We start from the raw sequence: 3,319 nt of genomic DNA, 5'->3' as shown, positions 1-3,319 counted from the left end.
TTGACCATCTAGGAAAACCTTACACTAACCAAGTTATCAAGGAGAGCTGCGTTTGCCAACATATTCACGTGTTCATCGTACAATTGGATCAGTTCGTCATCGAAATAAGATACAAAATTTTGATTTGGAACAAAAAATTCTTCGTCGAGTTGAACCACTGGTTGTAATTGCCAAAAAAAATGGAATTGATATTGGAAATGGATTATTAATCAAGCTTTGGAAAAAGTTACTAGAGTGTCAGGCACATGATACGATTGGTGGGAGTGTGTCGGATAACGTTGCAGTAGACATTAATCATAGATTTAAAGAAGCAAACGAAATCGCTGATGGCGTTGAAAATATGATTGAAAAGAAGCTGGCAGAATACCTGGAGCTTGACGATCATGATGTTTTAATTCTTAATACGGATCCAAGTGAATTTCATGGTATTAAGGAGATTAGCATTGTAACAAGTTCTAAGAATGTTGATTTTGATGGGTTGAAGAATCCAGTAATTATGGACAGCAAGCATTTTCCGGCTCGACATCACATTTTGATGATGACACCCAAAGGACAAGAATATACAGATGAACCTGAGTATTTTCAGTTAAAAGTGCAAGGTCGAGTAGACCTACCAGGTTTGGGATATAAAGTTATTCATTTTACTGATGCACAAAAAGCAATTCCAGAATTGGGTAATGCAAAAATCAGTGGTAACAGCATTGAAAAAAATGGACATAAGATTGAATTTGTGAATGGTGCTATTAATCTTAAAACTAACGGAATTATGATTCCTGATGTTGTACGATTAGTCGATTCTGCGAATGATGGTGATACCTATGATTATTCACCATTAGAAAATGACCAGGAAAAAGAATTAACGTTTGATAGTTCGTTTGTAAATAATATCAATAATCAACCCTACGAGTTAGTTGTAAGTGGTTCTAGTAGATTGCCATTAAAATTAGTGGATAGAGAGAAGACTGATCCAACATACGGTTTTGTGGATTACAAACTTTACTTCACATTCCTTGATAACGGTATGCTGAATGCCAAGTTGGTTTTAAACAACCAGGTATATTCTCATAGATTGCGACTTCAAATTAAACCATCTATTCACACTCAAGAGGCAGTTGCTCATATACAAGATGGGTTTATTAAAACTTCTAATCAAGTTATTGATAAAAATTGGCAAAAAGAATTTGTCGAAAAACCAGTTAATATTTATAATTTTGACAAAACGGTTACAATTACGGATAAAAATAAATATTTAACCTTCTTTGGTAAGGGACTTAAAGAGTATGAATTTAAGGATGAAAAGTTATTTATCACACTAATGGCAACTACCAGTCAACTGGGTAAGAGAAATCTTGCATGGCGGCCAGGACGCGCTTCAGGTGATACCACTAATCAGGGACACGTGATGATGGCGACACCAATGGCTGAGGAACTTGGCTTAAATGAATTTGAGTTTGGAATTGTGTTTGATGATCAGCCATTTTCCGAACAAGAGGTTAGCGAAAAAACAAGAGATTGGTTATCACAATCTGTTTCTTATCAGACTCAAAAATTAAATTACTTTATCAATCGATTGGACAACAAAATTTGGGGAACTGAAAATAATCCACAAATTCCAAATTCTTATTCATTATTAAACTTGGATAAGAGATTGATTGTTTCAGCGATTTATCCATCATATCAAGATCAGGATAGTTATATTATCCGGATTCAAAATCCAACTGGTAAGGATATGAAATTACCTGATGATTTGTTCAGAAATGCTGAATTTATCAATGCCTTAGAAGAAAAAATGGAGAGTAAGAAGTTTATTGGAACTTACGACATGATTTCTTTGAAGCTGAAGTATTGATGAAATCGATAAAAGTACAGGAATAATTTTTTAGGAAAGCAGCGTAAAAACCCACAAAGCATGGGATTTTGCGCTGCTTTTATTGCTTTTATTGTTGCTATTTGCTTAGCAACTTAGGAGAACATGGATTTTGAATGGTTCAGGTGTCTATAAAGTATACTTAGCTTTGCAGGTAACAATATTCCATTTTTTGATTTTTTAAAACGTTTGTTTGGGCTGAAATCTTTCTGTATATAAATGTTCTAAATCGTCTAAATTGCTCTAGTATTCAATATAGAAAATTATATAGTTACTGATAATTTTATTGCTACAAGAAAACTGACATGAAGTTTTAAATAAAAAAGTCATCCCAACTATGATCGTTAGAATGACTTATAAGAATGCTTGTTGCCAGTCTCGAACCAGCGACCTCATCATTACTAGTGATGTGCTCTGCCAACTGAGCTAAACAAGCAATTATTACATTAGTAAGCTTACTATATTTAAGTTTGAAGAGCAAGTAAATTCTAATAGAAGTTTTGACACAATGGTCAATAAGTCGGAATGGTTTTTGCGTAGGTGGTCTTTCACGAATTAATGATAAAAAGTAGACCAATAATTTCTGTAGAGCATTCTATATATCATGTTAAAGATACTTTTATGGGTGGTCATAATTCTTCTTTGTGGCCATCAATTCTTCCTGTATACTAAAATAGTTGCCTACTGATTCAAAGCAAATTATGCAATGGATTGGGGGTGCAATTCTTGTGCTATTTTCATTTTTAGGATCGCTTTTAGTAGCGCTCTTAAACTCCTTGTTTGCCTATTGGTTGAATAGACATGACAGGATGTAGGTCATAGGTGACATCAACCCACCCGCTTTGTTTTGAATTTGGCCGAAGTCAGGTTTGAAACGAATTAAATAAGTGCAAAAAAAAGCCTTAACTATAAACGGTAGTTAAGGCCTTTGGTGCAATTCCTGTGTTATTTTCATCTCGTGAATTCATTATAACCCGTTTTCACAAATCTGGCAAAAATTTAATTTTTATAAAACCGTATGTATCGCGTTAAAGATACTTTTACATGTGGTCATAATTCTTCTTTGTGGCTTTCAATTCTTCCTGGATACTAAAATAGTTGCCTACTGATTCAAAGCAAATTATGCAATGGATTGTAAGTGTGACTATTTTGTTATTTTCCTTTTAGGATCGCTTTTAGCAGCGATCTTAAACTCCTTGTTTGTCTATTGGTTGAATGGACATGACAGGAAGTAGGTCATAGGTGACATCAACCCACTCGCTTTGTTTTGAATTTGGCCGAAGCCGAGTTTGAAACGATTTAAATAAGTGCAAAAAAAGGCCTTAACTACAGCAATAGTTAAGGCCTTTGGTGTGATTTTTTGTTATTTTCCTCTTGTGAATCCATTATAACCCGTCTTCATAAATCTTGCAAAATTCTAATTTTTATGTATGTGTCAAGTTTTCCTAGGTG

General features: G+C 34.1%; 1 protein-coding gene and 1 tRNA gene. One reads left to right on the top strand and one right to left on the bottom strand.

The window, feature by feature from the left end:
* Positions 1-52: 52 nt before the first annotated feature.
* Positions 53-1,849, top strand: coding sequence for an alpha-mannosidase (locus IV84_RS10155; protein ID WP_056986603.1), 1,797 nt, complete (start codon positions 53-55; stop codon positions 1,847-1,849).
* Positions 1,850-2,230: 381 nt separating this feature from the next.
* On the opposite strand, the gene IV84_RS10150 is transcribed toward IV84_RS10155, so the two are convergent.
* Positions 2,231-2,303: transfer RNA gene (locus IV84_RS10150), tRNA-Thr, on the bottom strand.
* Positions 2,304-3,319 lie beyond the last annotated feature (1,016 nt).

It is taken from the genome of Pediococcus damnosus (genome assembly GCF_001437255.1).
Classification (GTDB): domain Bacteria; phylum Bacillota; class Bacilli; order Lactobacillales; family Lactobacillaceae; genus Pediococcus; species Pediococcus damnosus.
Note: the sequence above shows the minus strand (reverse complement) of the source record. Positions and strands in the feature narration are given on the sequence as shown.